Consider the following 17,878-nt stretch of genomic DNA (forward strand, 5'->3'; position numbering starts at 1 on the left):
TATTTCCTGCCTTCGAATAAACAACTCATTACAGTAGGATGTTTTGTTTCCAAGACCTAAATATTATTCTCATATTGTTTGACCCAAGTTCAATAATCAACTTTACTTAGACGAGATTATGTAATTCATGTCCTCGATAGCCTTACTCTGAGTCTTGATTCGAAAACTTTCGAGATAACTGGCTTTATACGCTGGTTTCAAAAGTGTTTTTTTCACAATACTTACTTTGTTCTCGGTCAACAAATGAATGTCACCTAGTGAATATAAATTCAAGCCATATTTATCTGCAATATATTGGAGTGTTTTTAAAGAGTAGAATGAAATATGTTGCCCGTGTGATAATCCGTAGTACCACCAATCAGATGGTGAAGGAACAGGAACTGGAAGAATTTCAGTTGAAAATAGGATATTCCTAGAAATACGTAGCATAGCCTCAATAGTAGTTTGTGGCTCCTCTAAGTGTTCAAAGCACTCAAAACAAGTTATTAACTCAATATCATCTCCTTGTTTATATTCGAAACCTCTGGAAAAAATATTCTCTGCATATTTATCCGTCCAATAAAAGTCATATCCGGTATCTCTCATTAATCTTGTGAAAATGCCATGACCTCCCCCATAGTCCAAAAACTGTCCCTGTTTATTGAACAATAGCCAGATAATGGCCGAAGTTATATTGCGCAGGCGAATATTTCTACTTAATATTCCCGTATCTTCTATATTTATAGGATTTATGTAGGCCCTGCCTAACCAGTAAGGTTCTTCGGTTTGTAGAAACCCGCAATTATCGCAAAAAAAGTAATCTATTTCCAAATCTCCAAGTATTATTGATTTGAAAGCCCAGTTGCTTTCACCATTACAGATTCTGCATTTCATTCTATTTCCTTCAATATATGTTCCAAATGTCCCTTTAACTCAGTATAATATGCTTCTATTGAATGACTTTTTCTAGTGTCCTCAAAACATTTTATAGATCTTAGTCTTAAATTGCTTTCTTCTGTATTTAAAGCTATACTTACTGTTTCATGGATAGAATCAATATCAATGCTTGGTATTAAATACCCAAAGTCTTTGATTCTGATGCCTGCGTTTTTTGTGACGACCGGTATTATTCCATTTGCCATTAAATTAACTATTGAGCTTGGCTCACCTTCAGAACAAGATGGAAAGATAGCAAATAAGCATTTTTCTATCAAATCTCTAAATAGATTCGATGTTATATCAATAAACCCGTATGTATGAATATTAGGGGTATTATAAAGTTCTTCATGGTATATACCTTGAAATCCAGGTTCATTGTCTATGGGCCCACATATGTGTAAATGTAAATCTGGATGTTGGTAAAAATATTCTAGTAATAGATCTAGTCCTTTATGTATAAGGCCAGAGCTTCCGAACCATAAAAAATGATATTTTGCATTTTTGTAGTCTTTTGTGTTTATTATATCCTCAACTTTTTTTGCTTCTATTACACTATAATATGTCACGGGTGTATTATATATTTCTCCTTCAAAGAATAATTTATAACTGTTCAAAACTTCCTCATTACCCAAAGTTATAATTGCATCTACTAGAGTTGTTTGAATGGACCATGCTTTATCTACAATCCTCCCGGATTCAGGCAACCACCTCTTTTTTTTCACATAAACTTCTTTAATACGGCTGAGAGAATTGTGATTTTGTGAACAGATATGCATGCCTGTGCCATAATAAACAGTAATAATTTTATTCTTTCTGCCGAAAAAACTTCCAATTAGAGGTTCTCCAAAACCAAAAACTACTGAATACTTGAAATAATTTATTTTACTTTCAAAGTCATAGTTATACACATCCACATTAAATCCCAAATCTCTAAAAACCTCAGCAATTATAATTGATTCATTAAAATTTGTGTGCGTGTAATTAGGAGAATCGGACTTAAATGGTGCAACAATATAAGACAGCAAAACATTTTTTTTAAAATCTGTTTTATAATAATTAATGACAGGCTTACATGTATACTTCAAAACTAACTTCTTGAGTGGCTGCGGCACAATTTTATTAAAGAACTTAATCTTCATGAATCCCTCGTAATTGCCTTATAGTTTTATTAAGTTTCACTTTTTTCAAGAAATCAGAAGCCAGACTTAGAGCGATTCCTCGATAAAGAGCCGGTTTTAATTTTTCATTAAATAGTTTCATATCGTACTCAGAGTATGGCATGAACATTTGAGAAATAGGTTTATGCTGCAAAACATCTAAAAACTCATGCTTATCAATAAAATGATTGTCTGTTGCTTGTCCACTAGCATGTGCTCCATCCACTCCAATGTTAGATATTAAATTCTGCGTAGGTGTAATGCAAAGTCTCGAGTTCATAAAGCAGTGATAAAACCACTGAATATCCCAAGTGTCCACATCTCCATGTTTAATTAAGTCGAATGTTCTTTTTAAATATAGATAAAATAAATAATTAGGACATTTGTATCTAAGCTGGTTTGGATTAAGTGTCGAGTATATCTTCATTTCTACATCGTAGTTCAGCCATGCTCTACGCCAACTTGCCCATCCCCAAATAGCAAAATAATTTGAATAAAAATAAGTCCCAGGCATTCGAAGATTGCAGTTTGTCATATAATTTGTGCCTGTGATCATTCCTATTTGTTCATTGTCTTTATACTTCTCCAGCAACTCCTCGCAGAACCAAAAAAAGCTCTGGTTTGGGAGACAGTCATCTTCAAGTATTATACCCATCTCTTCATTCTCAAAAAACCAGTCTATTGCACCGCTTACAGCATATTTACATCCCAAATTCTGCTCTCTAAAAAGTGTTTTTACTTCACATTCCCAATCTATATTGTTGATTATATGCTCTCTTACCTGCTTTACCTTTTCAGATTCTCCCGCTTTATATTTTCTAGGCCCATCAGCAGCTATATAGAGTCTGGGTGGTTTTGCTCTTTTTATCTCTTCAAATACTTTTTTTGTTGTTGTGGGGCGATTAAAGACTAAGAAAAGAATAGGTGCATTAAGGGAATGTGAAGATACAAAACTATTATTTTTCATCATATTACCTGTAATAATTATATAGACTAAAAACGGAAATGCGCTTGTTGTAATGCTTCTTTCCATTTTAGAGAAGTAATCATTTAAGTATTGTTTCTCCTTTTTTTATCGCTAGAATATTTTGATATCCATATAACTCGCATAAGATGGGCACATACGGGTCTAGCGGAATTAGCCCACATGGTAGTAACCTAAATAAACGGTAGCCTTCAAGGATTTTTGTAAACTCATAAAAAGTTGTTTTTGAAACAACGTTCATTTCATTAAATTCAAAGTGTATATACTTCACATTGTACTTTTTGATAGTCTTTAGAGCTCCTAGTAGAACTGCTTTTTCATGCCCTTCTGTGTCTATCTTTAACAAATCGACTTCTTTTACAGCGCCTATATTTGCGCTAAACATTATTTCATCTAATGTAAGCATTTGCACAGAATACTTTTTTGGTTCTTGTTTTGAGCAATGGATATCAACTATCACATCCTTATATAATGAGGCATGTTGACTTCCGCCTTCACAGTTTCCATAATCAAATATGTCTACAATTCCTTTTTCATCACTCACTGCCATGTTTAATGTTGTAACGTTCCTTGAGTCACTGTACTTGGCTTCAAGTCTTTTATATGTAATTGGGTGAGCTTCAATAGCAAAAATGACCGAAGTCGGATTGTTCTCCAACAAGAGATCAATATAACTTCCTTCATTCGATCCAACATCAATAACCATACTCAAAGACCCTATCTTTGCAAGTTTTCGTATAAGCCATTGCTCACCGGATACTTTATTGTTTTCATAATTAAAGATACCTATACCATTCAAGCTGTGAAGAAAGAGAAAACGATTAATTTTGTAAAAATACGGTTTTGCTAAATATATCTGGATAAGCCTTGTAATTAATCTCATCTGCCAACACTTCCATGTTTTTTGTTGCCGCTTTCTGCCCACCATTGTTGATGTTCTTGTAGCGTTTTCGTTTATAAACATTATTCCTTTAAGTTGTTAACAAAACAATAGATAAGTAATTATTTTGTCTTTATTGTGTTAACTGTTGTATTAAATATTTATCTTTCCATAAACACCCTCAATTTTCTGTAAGTACGAAAAGGATTTATTGAATTAGTGGATAACCACAAGTTTCTACGAAGAGGTTTCACGAATATCAAACTCAGATAACTTGCAATCGCATATGAAATCACTGTTGCTATTGCTGCTCCTTCTATTCCGAGTATAGGAATTAATAATGCATTCAAGGCGATATTGGAAATTGCACCTATGAATGTTCTATAAAAGGAGAACTGCATATAATTTTCTATTATTAGCCACTGAGAATTTGCTACACCCAAGAATACAAAAACTGCAGCCCATATATGTATCTTTAATACAGATGCAGCACCAGCATACTCAATACCATAAATCAATGTAATTATCCAGTCGCCTAAGAATGTAATGGGGATGGCTATGAATATAGCAATCCAAACAACAATCCCATATAGAAGTTCTAACCTTTCTTCATACAATTTATCTGATATTTTCTTACTTTCAACTATTGCTGGAAAAAAAGAACCCACAATTACAACTGGAACAAAATACCAAGCTTCAGATAATATTACAGCTGATGAATATAGTCCCACAGCTTGGGTATTCATCATTTCTTTAAGCATTACTTGATCAATTTTCATATAAACGCTAACAAATATTGATGAAAACATGAGTGGCCATGAACTTTGAATCAATGACTTTGCTATCTCAAAATCAAATACCCATGACAAAATATAATTTCCTCGCAATTTATAAACTAAGATGTATCCGAATGCGAGAAGTATGTTCTCAAGAAGAATAAGGACTGCGAACCATACGAGTGAAGCCTCTACAGACATTAGATATATTTTCAATGCTGCAATACCGATTGTTGACCAAAATCGAATTATGACTGTAAATTTTGACTGTACTTGTGCCTGAAAGTAGAAATCCACTACATTTATTGCTTGAAACAATGTTCCGACAGCTATAATAAATATCAGCAAATTAGTAAAGGAGTCATTGGATGTAAAATGGACGCCAATTGTCAAAAGTACTAGGACTAGAAATGCACCTGCAGCCTTAAGCCAAAAGGCAGTCCCAAGAAGCAAATCTTTTTTTCTATCATTTTTAATCAATTCTCTGATCACAATTTGTTCCATACCAAGAGCTGAAATAGCTGTAAAAAGAGCTACGAAACCTATTGAATAATTAAGTAAACCAAACTGTTCAGGACCCAAATATCGGGCAACATAAATACTTACAAAAAATGAAACTGAAAGTCTCACAACTTGTTCAAAAAAAAGCCAAGATGTATTAAAGAAGTACTTTTTAAATCCTTCCGATTTAAGCAATTGTTCCCCTCATTTTATCTATTGAAGTGAGACTTATTCAAAACCAGTCTTAAGAATTATAATTTTGAGCTAACTTATACAGTTTCTCCTAAATCAGCACTCATCATCAATCTGACCAGTTTTTCAAATCCTGTTTTTGAATTCCATCCCAGTTTCTCTTTAGCTTTCGTAGGATTCCCTAGCAAAATATCTACTTCAGTCGGCCTGTAATAACGAGAATCAATTCCAATCAAGACATTTCCACTTGCTTTATCGACTCCAACTTCATTTACCCCTTCGCCCTGCCACTTAATCTCAATTCCAACTTCCCTGAAAGCAAGCTCCACAAACTCCCTCACCGAATGAGTTTCACCCGTAGCGATCACAAAATCATCAGGTTCATCCTGCTGCATCATGAGCCACATGGCCTCAACATAATCGCCTGCAAATCCCCAGTCCCTTTTCGCATCAAGGTTGCCTAGGTATAACTTCTCCTGGAGTCCTTTCTTGATATTGGCCACAGCCATCGTGATCTTCCTTGTGACGAAGGTTTCTCCCCTGATTGGTGATTCATGGTTGAAGAGTATCCCGTTGCATGCAAACATGCCGTAGGCTTCGCGGTAGTTTATGGTGATCCAGTAAGCATACAATTTTGCTGCAGCGTATGGGCTTCTTGGATAGAAGGGAGTTTTCTCGCTTTGTGGGATTTCCTGTACTTTTCCGTAAAGCTCGCTGGTTGATGCCTGGTAGAATTTCGTTTTCTTCTCAAGACCAAGGATACGTATGGCTTCCAGAAGTCTAAGAGTTCCGATAGCATCGGAATTAGCTGTGTATTCGGGTGTTTCGAAGGAAACCTGCACGTGGCTCTGGGCGGCAAGGTTGTAAATCTCATCAGGTTGTGTTTCCTGTATGATCCTTATAAGGTTAGTTGAGTCAGTCAGGTCGCCGTAGTGCATGAAGAAGTTCACATTTCTCTCATGTGGATCCTTGTATAGATGGTCAATGCGTGCGGTATTGAAAGAAGATGACCTTCGTTTGATTCCGTGTACGATATATCCTTTGTTAAGCAGGAACTCTGCAAGATATGCGCCATCCTGGCCTGTAATTCCGGTAATAAGAGCTGTTTTAGTCATTAGTATTGCCTCAGTTGCTGAAACATCATTATTCGGTACGTTTAAAGAATTCTATGGTTTCCTTTAATCCGTCCTCTAATTTTACCTTTGGTTCCCAGCCCAAAACTCCTCTCGCTCTGGTAATATCAGGCCTTCTAACCTTAGGATCATCCACCGGTAGTTCCTCGTACACTATCCTGGATTTGCTTCCAGTTATTTCTATGATCCTCTCCGCAAACTCCAGTACGGTCATTTCAGTTGGATTTCCTATATTGACAGGATCCGTATATTCAGACATCATAAGTCTGAAAATTCCCTCTATAAGATCAGAGACATAGCAGAAAGACCTTGTCTGTTTCCCATCGCCGTAAACAGTGATATTTTCGTCCTTTAGCGCCTGATTGATGAAATTCGGGACCACCCGGCCATCGTTTGCCCGCATCTTGGGGCCGTAAGTGTTGAAAATACGTGCTATTCTTGTTTCAATGCCGTGGTGTGTGTGGTATGCCATGGTAATTGCTTCAGCATATCTCTTTGCTTCATCATATACGCCACGTGGACCGATGGGATTAACGTTTCCCCAGTAGGTTTCAGGCTGGGGGTTCACCAGTGGGTCTCCATACACTTCTGAAGTTGATGCCAGCAGGAGTCTTGCCTTATGTTCCTTCGCAAGGCCAAGCATGTTATAAGTGCCAAGAGCACCCACTTTTAGCGTTTGTATGGGCAGTTCCAGGTAGTCGACTGGTGAAGCCGGACTTGCAAGATGAAATATGTAATCTATCTTATCGCCGAAATAGACAGGTTTTGTAATGTCGTGTTTTAGATATGTAAAATTTTCGGATTTAATGTGTTCGATGTTCTTTGTTTTTCCGGTGACAAGGTTATCAATACATATTACCTTGTGACCTTTTCCTATTAACAGGTCGCAGAGATGCGAACCCAGAAAACCTGCTCCTCCGGTTACAATCGATCTCATATTATCACGCTTTAAAACTCAATAGAGGATGAATCCCCTATATTCAATGAATTGTGTTTTCCGATAACGTTTGCGTCATCGCCGACAATGGAAGATTGAAGGTTGACGCTGGAAAGGTGCGTTCGCGAACCAATGACTGTATTCGATATGATCGAGTTTTCGATGACCGAATCTTCTGCAATCGATGTGAACGGACCTACTACTGAATTCACTATTTTCACATTGGCTCCAAATATCACAGGTGGTATTATTACGGAACTGGTGCTATCATATACTTCCTGCTTACTTTCCTGTTCGCTGAGCAATATCCTGTTGGCTTCCAGAAGCGATGTAGCATGCCCGCAGTCATACCAGCTTGACACTTCAAACGTTTTCAGTTCACTGCCTCTTAAAACCATTTCCTGAAGTGCATCTGTTAATTGATATTCTCCTCTGGTCTTTACACCATTCTCTATCATCCACTCCAGTATATCCAGAAGAAGCGGTGTGTCCTTAATAAAATAAACACCTGCAATCCCAAGATTTGAAGATGGATTTTCCGGTTTTTCCTCAAGCCTCTCAATATGGGACGATTGCTCTTTAAGGTATACTATACCATATTTCCTGGGTTCCTCAACTTCTCTTACACCTATGGACGCAGAACACGCCCCGTTTTGACAGTATTGGTCATGAAAGTCCTTGTAACCGGATTTGAATATCATGTCCCCAAGGGCTATCATTGTTTCAGAGTCCCGGATGTATTCCTTTGCCAGGTATACTGAGTGTCCGAGTCCCATTCTGTTCTCCTGACAGACGTATCTTATGTTAAATATACTGCTGTAATATTTATCAACATATGATATCAGTTGCTCTTTTCGATAGCCCACTATCAGTATTATCTCTTCAGGATGAAGATCTATCATTCTGTCAAGTATGTGCCCGATGATTGGTTTACCAGCAATAAATACCATAGGTTTTGGTTTCGTGTGCGTATGAGGGAAGAGGCGTGTTCCGGCACCTGCAGCGGGTATGATGACTTTCATGTTTATTCTCAATCAACTTCTTGGATGTAATCTAAATGAGAGCTTTCTGTTGAAATATAATATTTATTTGACCCTTATTATTTTAAATGAATATAAGGGTTGTTTCAGGCTCGCCCATATTCATCATCAAATCTCACAATATCATCCTCTTCCACATACTCGCCCAGCTGCACCTCAATGATCTCCAGCGGGAGTCTCCCTGAATTTGACAGCCTGTGCTTCGAACCCGCCTTGATGAATGTACTCTCTCCTTGTCTCAGGAAGAATTTCTGCCCATCGTTCTCCACACACGCCATTCCCTTAACTACCACCCAGTGCTCGCTTCTGTGGTGATGGAGTTGCAGGCTTAGTTTCTTTCCAGGAAGGACCGATATGTTCTTTATCTTATGGCCGTCAGAGTTCTCAAGCAGCGTATAGGAACCCCAGGGACGATAAACGGTCTCATGGATGTTTATGCGCTCGTCATTTCTCTTTCTAAGAAAGCCTACCACTTCTTTAACCTTCTCGCTGCTCTTTCGGGGGCATATAAGTAAAGCGTCTGTAGTGTCAACAACTATCATCTCATTTATATCGATAAGTGAAACCAGCTTTTTAGAATTGGAATGCACAAAGTTGTTGCCGGAATCGACAAATACATTCTGGCATGAAAGAGTGCAATTATTGGACTTATCCTTCTCCCATTCAGCGTAGAATGCGTCAAAATTTCCAAGGTCGCTCCATTTACAGCCAAGCCTGACAACGCTGACCTTTGAAGATTTCTCCATGATGCCGTAATCAATAGAAATGTTTGGCATCTCTGCATATATTTCCTGTATGGACCCGGAGTTCTCAAAAGCGTTCCAGACATCCGGGGCTAATTGCTGCACTTCTTCTAAAAAGACTCCTGTGTCCATGAGGAACATGCCGCTGTTCCAGAGACAACCTTCTGAGATGTATCTTTGCGCATCTTCCTGGCAGGGCTTCTCCATGAACTCAGAAACCTTGTGACCGATCTCAAGCTCCTCTCCTGGCTTGATGTAGCCATATCCCGTATGCGGGGAAGAGGGAGCTATCCCGAAGGTCACCATGTATCCGGAAGTCAACTTTTCAGCGCCGGAAATGGTTTCCATTGCGATTGGGTCAAGCACATGATCTGAAGAAAAGACACCGACAACTGATCTTCCATGTGCTTTATCTATCTCTTTCATCCCGTAGCATATAGCGGGGAGAGTATTCTTTCCTTCGGGTTCAAGCAGCAGGTTCTCAACAGGGAGATCATAACCAAGCTCTTCCACCTGCCCGATCGCAAAATACTTGTGGACCTCATTTGTAACGACATATATCTCTGATATGTCTGACACTTGCAGGCACCGTGATACGGTATCCTGGAAAAGGGATCTGTCCTTTATCTTCAGGAACTGTTTAGGATAGAGTTCCCGGCTAAGTGGCCATAAGCGTGTTCCCGATCCGCCTGCAAGAATTATTGACTTTATGCACATTCCTCCGCTTTAACTAAGTGGAAATAGTTTGCTTTGTATAAATAAACATACGAAAATATAAGTAAATCACAGAGGGTAATCAGGTCCATATCTTTTAACTCTGGGTTAAAAATTTATTCCACTGTCATCATTCCTTGATCATACAGACAAGAATAGATAGGATAAGGGATCTATATCATTGGTACTGGACAATAAACGTTCTTTCCTGATAAACGGACAAGTCATAGTCCATTTCCTACTGCTCCTACTTAAATCTTAAGTACTAGAACTCTAATCATATGCACTATTTCTATCAATAATTATCAATCCCTAACAGTGTGATCACATGTCATATACAATTCTTGAAAAGAAGCAGATAGCACCCCAGGTGCATCTGATGAAGGTGCTGGCACCGGATGTAGCTAAGGCTGCAAAGGCAGGCCAGTTCATTATTTTACGTATCGATGAAACCAGCGAGCGTATCCCTCTTACAATTGCTGATTTTGATGCCGGCGAAGGTTACGTCACTATTATCTTCCAGGAAATGGGCAAAACCACAAAGCAACTAGCAAAAATGAGCGACACGGATGTATTGCAGGACTTTGTCGGCCCGCTGGGGAAACCTGCCGATGTGCAAAAACTGGGTACGGTTATCCTTGTGGGAGGAGGCGTCGGGATCGCTCCCGTATATCCTCAGGTCAAAGCCTATCGTGAAGCCGGGAACAAGGTCATATCCATCATCGGGGCAAGGAACAAGGACCTGCTCGTACTGGAAGATGAGATGCAGGACGCAAGTGATGAACTTTATGTGGCTACAGATGATGGCTCCAAAGGTCACCATGGCTTTGTGACCGAAGTTGCAAAGAAGATCCTTGACAGCGGTGAGAAGATCGCAAGGATAGTTGTTATCGGTCCTCCTATCCTGATGAAGGTGGCAGCAGGCATGACCGCCCCATACGGTGTGGAAACCATTGTCAGCCTGAATCCCATAATGATAGACGGCACAGGCATGTGCGGTGGTTGCAGGGTCTCTGTCGGCGGCGAGACAAAGTTCGCCTGCGTGGACGGGCCTGAGTTCGATGCACATAAAGTTGACTTCAATCTGCTTATGAGCCGCCTTGGCCTTTACAGGAGTGAAGAGGCGCAATGTCAGGAAGATCACAACTGCACCTGCAGGAGTGGTAACTGATGGTAGCAAGACAGCTAATGCCTCATCAGGACGCCAAAGAGCGGGCCCGGAATTTCGATGAGGTTGCACTGGGGTATACCAAAGAGCAGGCAATCGCTGAAGCTTCACGCTGCCTAGAGTGCAGGAATCCCAAATGTGTCCAGGGCTGCCCCGTGAACATTGATATTCCTGGTTTTATTGCACAGATAAAAACCGGGAACTTCGGTGATGCCATTGCCACCATCAAGCTGACCAATTCCCTTGCAGCGGTATGTGGCCGCGTCTGCCCTCAGGAAGTGCAGTGCGAGGAATTATGCGTGCTTGCAAAGAAGGGTGAGCCGGTGGCTATCGGCAGGCTTGAGCGTTTCTGCGCCGATCATGAGAGGGAAAAAGGTGTAGTTACTCCGGTGCGCACCCAGCCAAGCGGCAGGCGCGTGGCTGTAATAGGAGCGGGGCCTGCAGGGCTCACTGCGGCAGCAGACCTTGCAAAGGCAGGTCACGCAGTCACCATCTTTGAGGCTCTTCACGATACGGGAGGAGTCCTGACCTACGGGATACCCGAGTTCAGGCTTCCCAAAGCCATAGTCCGGGAAGAGGTCGACTACATCAGGCAGTTGGGTGTTGATCTCAAGGTTGACTATGTCATAGGGAAAATAAAGACCCTTGAAGATTTGAGAGGTGATTTCGATGCGGTTTTCCTTGGCACGGGAGCGGGTCTCCCTAATTTCATGGGTATCGAGGGTGAGAACCTGAATGGTGTTTACTCTGCCAACGAGTTCCTCACAAGGGTCAACCTGATGAAAGCTTATCTCTTCCCTGATCATGGCACTCCTATCAAGAGGGGCAAGCGAGTTATTGTGGTAGGTGGCGGCAATGTTGCGATGGATGCTGCACGCAGTGCGCTTCGCCTTGGAGCCGAGGAGGTAAGCATCGTCTATCGCCGCGGCGAGGATGAGCTTCCTGCCAGGAAAGAAGAGGTCGAGAACGCAAAGGAAGAAGGTATAGTTTTCAGGCTTCTGACCAACCCTGTCCGTATCCTTGAAGGCGAGAACATGACCGTAAAAGGCGTCGAATGCATCAGTATGGAACTTGGCGAGCCGGATGAGTCCGGACGCAGGAGCCCTGTTCCAAAAGAGGGATCTGAACACATCATCGATGCAGATATTGTGATCATTGCCATAGGCACTTCCCCCAACCCTATGATACTCTCCGGCTCCGATGGGTTGAAAGTAGGCTCTCGTGGCACGATAGTCGTAGATGGATCCGCAAGGACATCTCTTGAAAACGTCTGTGCGGGAGGGGATGCAGTTACAGGCGCGGCAACCGTCATCAGTGCGATGGGTGCCGGCAAGCTTGCAGCCCGGACTATTAATGACTACCTGATGAATAACTGAACCAGTGGAGTTAACCTGCCTTCATGGGCCCGACTGGCCTGAAGGGGTTAACTGCCTTCTATTTTACCGATGGGCTACGGCCTTACTTAGACAATAGTGAAATCCTGACTATAATGAACAAAAATAAATATTCAGTACAACCTCCAAAGCGAAAGGAACATACTCCTGAAGGCGGTAAAGGTGCAGTGGAAAAGGGCAGGACCAGTCCAAGGTATGCAAGTTATGAGAAGGACTATATCTTCTGGTGCACAACATGTAATGTCCCACTCATCGATACCAGATGTTGCACCTGCGGGCATGAGGGACAAAAGATAGTTTTATCCCAGCCGGCGGATGTAAGGTTCTGTTCACCCTATGAAAGATCAGTCCTGCGCGAACATCTCCTTAGATCTTACGGATGCGACCCTATAGGGGATCGTCTTGTACTGCTCAATAAGATACCCGGTGATGACAAGACTGATGAGGTAATCGTTGACGGCCTGTATTTTGGTGTGTTGAATTTTGACATGCACTTGATGGATTACCTGTTTGAGCCGATGGTTCAGGGTGCAAAAATACTGATAGAACATTCGCCCCAAAAGCTCGTGACATTAAAAAAGAGCAGCAGGCACCTGAACGGCAAGAAGGTCGATATCTCTGTGATCGAAAGCATGTCATCTGACATAAAAGAGGGTGACAGCGTTCTGATAATATCCGGTGCTCTTACTGGATTTGGAGTTTCGTACTGCAATGCGCAAGACCTTCAGGCTTGCGAGGGTCCCGCAGTCAGGGTACGCAAAATAGACTCTCAGTCTGTTTCTCTGCATCCGAAGATCTCCTCCATTGGTGATGCTGTGGCTGCGAACATCGAGCACCTGCGCAGCCTGGGAAAAGATGCTATCAACACAATCAAAGGAATAGCAAACCAGAAACAATACAAGGATATTCCGGTGCATGTTTCTTTCAGCGGAGGAAAAGATAGCCTCGTGATTCTGGACCTGGCCCGCAGTGCACTGAGGAACCGGGATTTAAAGGCATTCTTTCTCAACACGGGTATCGAATTCCCGGAGACTGTTGAGTTTGTGCATGAATATTGTGACGATAATAGTATAGAGCTTATTGAAAAGAAGGCCGGGGACAGTTTCTGGGACAACGTGGGAGCATTTGGCCCTCCTGCAAAGGATTTCAGATGGTGCTGCAAGATCTGCAAACTTGCCCCGGCAAATGCAGCCATTGAACAATGTCTGGAAAATGCCCCGGTGTGCCTGACTATTGACGGAAAGAGAAAACATGAGTCTTTTGCCAGGGCAAAGATCGCTGCCAGTGAAAAGAATCCTTTTGTTCCGGGCCAGTTGAATATATTCCCGATAAGGGACTGGAGGGCTATTGAAGTCTGGCTGTACATATATTGGAGGGGTCTGAAGTACAATCCGCTTTACGACATGGGTTTTGAAAGAGTCGGGTGTTATCTTTGTCCTGCGGCACTATCTGCAGAATACCAGCGATTCCGGGAACTGCACCCGAAGCTATATGGCAGATGGGACAATTTCCTCTCAGAATGGGCTAAAAAAGCAGGCCTCTCAGAGGAATTCATAACACACGGACTTTGGCGTTGGAAAGAACTCCCTCCCAAGATGATCAGACTTTGTGAAGAGATGGGCATATCCACATCGGGCCTGAACGAAATATCCCCTTTCAGTGTGGAGATGACTTCCGGAATATCTCCATGCAGGGCCGGCGGCTATTCTGTCGAAGGAGCCATACAGGGCCTTTCCATGAAGAAGGCCGGCAATATCTTAAACATTATAGGTGCCACAACTTTTTCAGAAGAACTGGGTCTCATACTTGTGAAGACCTCTTCATCCACAGTGAAGCTGTTCTCTTCAGGAAGCCTGGTGGTGAATGCAGAGAACCAGGGAGAGGCTGACAGGCTCTTTTTAGCGGTTTCCCGGCAGCTTCTGAGAAATCATAAGTGTACAGGCTGTGGGATATGCCTTAAGGCCTGTCCCGTAGGAGCAATAAGCCTTGATGGTGCAAACGGAGTGGTAATCGATGGAAGTTGCATTCAATGCGGTAAATGTACCGGTTCCTGTGTTATAATGAAGTATTCTGATAAAATGAAACTTTGAGGATCATGAGCGAAGTATGCGGTGTAATAATCGTCATGTTACGCTCATAACTTCATCATCGTGAATTATTAATACTCTAAGTATTATATTACCCCTTGAATATTTACTTTTAATTCTGGCTGATAAAAATGGTTCAAACTCAACAGGACGGGATATCCCGCATACTTGATTCAAAGTGGAGGATTGCAGCAGTAGCAGCAGTCCTGTTGCTTTTAATCCTTCAGGTCATTATATTCCTCCCTCTTGCCGATGGTATTATCCTTGGGCTTGTGTTTGCATACATATCAAGACCTATCTTCCTCAAAATGAACAGGTTTCCCAGAGTAGGTGCCTTTGTAGCAACAATGTCCATCATCGTGCCTGTGGTCTTTATTATAGGTTGGGGCCTTCTCGAGATTATTCGTAAGATTGCGTGGATATTTGAGAACCAGGCCTACGTGCTCAATATTGTGTTCGATTATTCAAGGACTATCAATATCCCGGCAGGTTATGGGGATGACCTGAACCAGTTAATCTGGAATATCTCCACTTCCCTCTTCTCTTTGCTCAGTAAGGCGGGTATATTTTCCTATGCTTTTGATATTATGATGTTTGGCCTAAATCTTGTGGTTGCAGTGTTCGTATGCTATTTCCTCCTTGCTGATGGGCACAGGCTCTATGTTGCGGTCGTGGATCTTTTCCCCGATGATAGCAAAGCTTCCGTGGTCAGGTATTTTCAGCATCTCGATGTTATTCTTCAGGGTGTTTTCATCGGCAACGCTGCAGCAGCACTGATCGTAAGTATTCTGGCAGTAATAGTATTCTACGCTTTCGGGCTCTCTAATATACTCGCATTATCGGCACTCATTTTCCTGGCATCCGTCATTCCCATGTTTGCTGGTTACACGGTGCTGCTGGCAATCTCTGCATATCGTTACTTTGAGTATGGCGCAGAAAGTGCTATCATTTTCTTTGTGGTATCATCTATAGTCATCTATGTGCCGCCTGAGCTTTTCCTACGTCCCTACCTTTCTGGTATAAAATCTCAGGTACACCCTCTTTTGATTCTCCTTACGTTCCTTGGCGGAGCATTTGTGGGTGGGATTGGAGGATTCTTTGCGGCACCTATACTGCTTGGTGCACTAATAGCAGCTTACAGAGTATACAGGAATGATGTGTCATATGCATACCTGTCTCCTGGCAAGGAGCCTGTTGCAGTTGAAGAGAATGTGCCCGAATAAAGGCAATTATCCTATGTAGGTTATATGGCAGGTTCCCTTTCCGGATAGAACTGAAAAAGATTAATAAGGACCTGCTGTAATTATGTTAGCATTATCTCAAAGGTGAACCAATGCAATTGTTATTAATCCATTCTGATTACATCGAATACGAAGTTAAAAAAAGTACTCCTGTAGCTGAGAAAATAGAAGAGTCATTCAAGACCGGACGGCTTGAGGAGGCTCTGACAGCTTTCATGGCAGTAGAAAAAGCAGATGAGTCCGATATCGATGGAATTATAAACAAGGCAGTGGGCGAGATCCGGAATGTGGCAGGCCAGGTAAAGGCTGCCAATATCATGCTTTATCCTTACGCGCATCTGAGTTCAGACCTCTCCTCACCCAAAGCTGCTGTAGCTGTCCTCAAGGGTGTAGAGGAAGCATTATCCGGTGACTATACTGTCAAAAGAGCACCATTTGGATGGTACAAGGCTTTCAGGATCAGCTGTAAAGGTCATCCCCTTTCAGAACTCTCCCGCTCTATAGTCCCTGAGGGCAAGCCCGCAGCTTGCGGAGAACCTGTTGTTTGCCAGGAAGAGAAAGAAGAGGTCGTATCCGAAGCATTGAAAGCAGAGAGCACTGCCCGCTCATACTGGCATATACTCACACCAGATGGGGAACTGCACGACACCAAAGGTTTTGATTTCACAGGACATGAGAATCTTCAGAAGTTCGTCAACTATGAGATATCAAAGCAGAGGGCAGTCGAGAGAGCCCCGCCTCACGTGGAACTGATGCGCAGGCTGGAGATCGCGGACTACGAGCCAGGCTCGGACTCGGGTAATATGCGCTATTATCCAAAGGGGCGGCTGATAAAATCCCTTCTTGAGGAATTCGTGCTGGAAGAGTCCTACAAGGTTGGCGCTATGGAGGTTGAGACTCCGCTGATGTACGACATGAATCATCCAACCTTGAAAAAATACCTTGACAGGTTCCCGGCAAGGCAGTATTCAATAGAGTCTGACAAAAGGCATATGTTCCTCAGGTTCGCTGCCTGCTTTGGTCAATTCCTTATGAACCATGACATGACCATTTCCTACAAAAGCCTGCCAATGAAGATGATCGAGATGACCCGGTACAGTTTCCGCAAGGAACAGCGCGGGGAGCTAGTCGGGCTCAGACGGCTGCGTGCCTTTACCATGCCTGACATGCACAGTCTTTGTACTGACATGCAGCAGGCTGTGGAACAGTTCGATGCGCAGTATAATATGTGTATATCAGTCCTGGATAAAGTAGGTATCAAGGTCGATGACTTTGAGGTGGCTGTAAGATTCACCAGGGATTTCTATAATGATAACAGGGACTTTATAACAAATCTGGCCCGGACCGTTAAAAAGCCTGTTCTGGTGGAGATGTGGGATACAAGGTTCTTCTATTTCGTGCTTAAGTTCGAGTTCAATTTCGTTGATGCTCTCGCAAAGGCAAGCGCGCTCTCGACTGTACAGATAGACGTGGAGAACGCCGAGAGGTATGACATCAACTATATCGATACCGATGGAGTGGCAAAGAAGCCGGTCATACTGCATTGCTCCCCAAGCGGGGCTATTGAGCGCTGTATATATGGCCTTTTGGAAAAAGAGGCCATGAGGACTGAGAATGGCGGTGTGCCCATGCTTCCGGTATGGCTCTCGCCGACACAGGTAAGAGTTATACCCATATCGGATAAACATATGGGATTTGCACAGCAGATCGCAGACCAGCTCCAATGCCGCGTTGATATTGATGACCGCGAGGACACCGTGGGTAAGAAGGTCCGTGAGGCGGCTCGTGAATGGATACCCTATATTGTCGTTATAGGTGACAAGGAGGCTGAAACCGGCAATATCAATGTGACCCTCAGAGCAGAGTCCCAGCCGGAGAAGCCAAAGAAGGTCGAAATGACGCCTGAACAGCTCAATGCCCGGATACTTTCCGAGACCTCCGGCATGCCTTACAAAGGGCTGCCTCTGGCAAAGATGCTGTCTGCAAGGCCAAAGTTCTTATAATCCGCAAAC

General features: G+C 42.4%; 14 protein-coding genes. 5 read left to right on the forward strand and 9 right to left on the reverse strand.

The window, feature by feature from the left end; translation table 11 throughout:
- Nucleotides 1–102 precede the first annotated feature (102 nt).
- From QZZ22_RS05960 to QZZ22_RS06000, 9 genes are all read right to left on the reverse strand, one after another.
- The gene (locus QZZ22_RS05960; RefSeq protein WP_292463383.1) at nt 103–873 is read right to left on the reverse strand and encodes a class I SAM-dependent methyltransferase; all 771 of its coding nucleotides are present in this window, start codon (nt 871–873) and stop codon (nt 103–105) included.
- A complete protein-coding gene (locus tag QZZ22_RS05965; protein ID WP_292463384.1) occupies nt 870–2,057 on the reverse strand; it encodes a glycosyltransferase in 1,188 nt (395 codons plus the stop codon). Before QZZ22_RS05965 ends, QZZ22_RS05960 begins: the two co-directional genes overlap by 4 nt.
- Nucleotides 2,047–3,108, reverse strand: coding sequence for a hypothetical protein (locus tag QZZ22_RS05970; RefSeq protein ID WP_292463385.1), 1,062 nt, complete (start codon nt 3,106–3,108; stop codon nt 2,047–2,049). Before QZZ22_RS05970 ends, QZZ22_RS05965 begins: the two co-directional genes overlap by 11 nt.
- Before the next feature lie 13 nt (nt 3,109–3,121).
- On the reverse strand, nt 3,122–4,024 hold the full coding sequence (locus QZZ22_RS05975; protein ID WP_292463386.1) for an FkbM family methyltransferase: 903 nt from the start codon (nt 4,022–4,024) through the stop codon (nt 3,122–3,124).
- Between the two features lie 77 nt (nt 4,025–4,101).
- On the reverse strand, nt 4,102–5,412 hold the full coding sequence (locus QZZ22_RS05980) for a flippase (RefSeq protein WP_292463387.1): 1,311 nt from the start codon (nt 5,410–5,412) through the stop codon (nt 4,102–4,104).
- Nucleotides 5,413–5,486: 74 nt separating this feature from the next.
- Entirely contained in the window at nt 5,487–6,524 is a 1,038-nt protein-coding gene (gene gmd / locus QZZ22_RS05985; protein ID WP_292463388.1) for a GDP-mannose 4,6-dehydratase, read from the reverse strand.
- 28 nt (nt 6,525–6,552) lie between these two features.
- Nucleotides 6,553–7,479 (reverse strand): UDP-glucuronic acid decarboxylase family protein, encoded by a 927-nt coding sequence (locus tag QZZ22_RS05990; protein ID WP_292463389.1) that lies wholly within the window; start codon nt 7,477–7,479, stop codon nt 6,553–6,555.
- Nucleotides 7,480–7,490: 11 nt separating this feature from the next.
- Nucleotides 7,491–8,501 (reverse strand): sugar phosphate nucleotidyltransferase, encoded by a 1,011-nt coding sequence (locus QZZ22_RS05995; RefSeq protein ID WP_292463390.1) that lies wholly within the window; start codon nt 8,499–8,501, stop codon nt 7,491–7,493.
- Nucleotides 8,502–8,605: 104 nt separating this feature from the next.
- A complete protein-coding gene (locus QZZ22_RS06000) occupies nt 8,606–9,979 on the reverse strand; it encodes a mannose-1-phosphate guanylyltransferase/mannose-6-phosphate isomerase (RefSeq protein WP_292463391.1) in 1,374 nt (457 codons plus the stop codon).
- Between the two features lie 325 nt (nt 9,980–10,304).
- Between QZZ22_RS06000 and QZZ22_RS06005 the strand changes: the two genes are divergently transcribed.
- The 5 genes from QZZ22_RS06005 to QZZ22_RS06025 all read left to right on the forward strand — a co-directional run bounded on the left by QZZ22_RS06005 (nt 10,305) and on the right by QZZ22_RS06025 (nt 17,869).
- Nucleotides 10,305–11,147: a sulfide/dihydroorotate dehydrogenase-like FAD/NAD-binding protein gene (locus QZZ22_RS06005; protein ID WP_292463392.1), complete on the forward strand. Its 843-nt coding sequence runs from the start codon at nt 10,305–10,307 to the stop codon at nt 11,145–11,147.
- Entirely contained in the window at nt 11,147–12,520 is a 1,374-nt protein-coding gene (gene gltA, locus QZZ22_RS06010; RefSeq protein WP_292463394.1) for an NADPH-dependent glutamate synthase, read from the forward strand. The genes QZZ22_RS06005 and gltA overlap by 1 nt, the downstream gene beginning before the upstream one ends.
- Nucleotides 12,521–12,633: 113 nt before the next feature.
- Nucleotides 12,634–14,628 carry a phosphoadenosine phosphosulfate reductase family protein gene (locus tag QZZ22_RS06015; protein ID WP_292463395.1) on the forward strand — a complete coding sequence of 665 codons (1,995 nt, stop codon included), beginning with the start codon at nt 12,634–12,636 and terminating at the stop codon, nt 14,626–14,628.
- A 128-nt stretch (nt 14,629–14,756) separates the two neighbouring features.
- Entirely contained in the window at nt 14,757–15,848 is a 1,092-nt protein-coding gene (locus tag QZZ22_RS06020) for an AI-2E family transporter (RefSeq protein ID WP_292463397.1), read from the forward strand.
- 110 nt (nt 15,849–15,958) lie between these two features.
- On the forward strand, nt 15,959–17,869 hold the full coding sequence (locus QZZ22_RS06025; RefSeq protein WP_292463398.1) for a threonine--tRNA ligase: 1,911 nt from the start codon (nt 15,959–15,961) through the stop codon (nt 17,867–17,869).
- The last annotated feature ends 9 nt before the right edge of the window (nt 17,870–17,878 follow it).

Origin of the sequence: Methanolobus sp., assembly GCF_016278365.1 — an archaeon.
Taxonomy (GTDB): domain Archaea; phylum Halobacteriota; class Methanosarcinia; order Methanosarcinales; family Methanosarcinaceae; genus Methanolobus.